Origin of the sequence: Lysinibacillus antri (assembly GCF_003977595.1) — a bacterium.
Classification (GTDB): Bacteria; Bacillota; Bacilli; order Bacillales_A; family Planococcaceae; genus Ureibacillus; species Ureibacillus antri.
In genome coordinates this window covers 1-1435 of sequence record NZ_RYYR01000065.1, presented here as the reverse complement: position 1 = coordinate 1435, position 1435 = coordinate 1, and the positions used below count along the sequence as shown (strand labels likewise).

General features: G+C 34.9%; 1 protein-coding gene. It reads left to right on the top strand.

Annotation, left to right across the window (positions count from 1 at the left end; genetic code table 11):
• Positions 1-55: 55 nt before the first annotated feature.
• Positions 56-1404 (top strand): IS3 family transposase gene (locus tag EK386_RS19785; protein WP_126660862.1). Its coding sequence is split into 2 segments (ribosomal slippage): positions 56-515 and positions 515-1404, totalling 1350 coding nucleotides; the frame shifts between segments, so codons are not numbered across the junction.
• The last annotated feature ends 31 nt before the right edge of the window (positions 1405-1435 follow it).

Here is a 1435-nt window from a genome sequence, read left to right as displayed (position 1 = left end):
TGAACTGCACCCCAAATTTTAGACACAAAATCTAAAATTTGGAGGTGCTTTTCTTTTGGCTAAATTTTCAAGGGAAGAAAAAATTGAAGCAGTAAAAAGATATTTAAGTGGAAATGACGGCTATAAAACAGTCGCAAAAGCTATCGGTGTAGCTAAAAATAAACTTATATACTGGGTAAAACTCTATCAATATCATGGAGAGGAAGCCTTTGATAAGGGCTATGCAAATTATTCCGTACAATATAAACTAGACGTAATTAACTATATGAATGAGAATGGGACGTCTATTTTTGAAACGGCTGCGATATTTAATTTGCCATCAGATTCTACTCTTTATCAATGGCAATATTTATTTGAAACACAAGGATTAGATGCCCTAAATTCAAAGAAAAAGGGGCGTCCATCCATGAAAAAAGAAACAAAGAAATCTATACCAGTTGAGGGATCAAATGAGGCATTACTAGCTGAAAATGAGCGTTTAAGAATGGAAAATGCCTATTTAAAAAAGTTACAAGCCTTAATTCAAGAAAAAGAAAAATTACAGAACAAGACAAAGCGCAAATAATCCATGAGTTAAGGCATGATTTTAAGGTAATCAATTTAGTAAAGATCGCTGGTATAGCGCGAAGTACGTATTATTATTGGACAAAACAAATGGAGCGTCCTGATAAATATGAGGAAGTAAAAAACATCATCCAAAAGATATTTGATGAACATCAAGGACGATATGGATACCGTCGTATTACGTTGGAATTACGTACAAGAGGGATTGTACTGAACCATAAAACGGTTCGTCGTCTGATGAATCAGATGGGATTAAAGTGTCTTGTTCGAATGAAAAAATATCGTTCATACCGTGGACAGGTTGGAAGAATTGCCCCTAATATACTAGAACGTGACTTTCAAGCGTCTAATCCGAATGAGAAGTGGGTGACGGATGTGACAGAATTCCACCTACATGGAGAGAAGTTATATTTATCCCCTATTTTGGATTTATATAACGGAGAAATCATCGCTTTTAACGTAGAAAAACGCCCTGTTTATACACTAGTTTCAAAAATGTTAGATCAAGCATTTGATCGATTGAAAAATGGTGAAACCCCTATCCTCCATTCAGATCAGGGTTGGCATTATCAAATGAAGCAATATCAACATGCATTAAAAGAACGTGGAATTGTCCAAAGCATGTCCCGTAAGGGAAATTGTTTAGATAACGCAGTCATAGAGAATTTCTTTGGCTTATTAAAGTCTGAATTACTCTATCTCAAAGAATTTGAGAGTATGGAGCATTTTAAACAAGAATTAGAAAATTACATTTACTACTATAACCATAAACGGATTAAGGTAAAACTAAAAGGCATGAGTCCAGTACAGTACCGAACTCATGCCCAAGTAGCTGCCTAATATTCATGTCTAACTTTTTGGGTTCACTTCA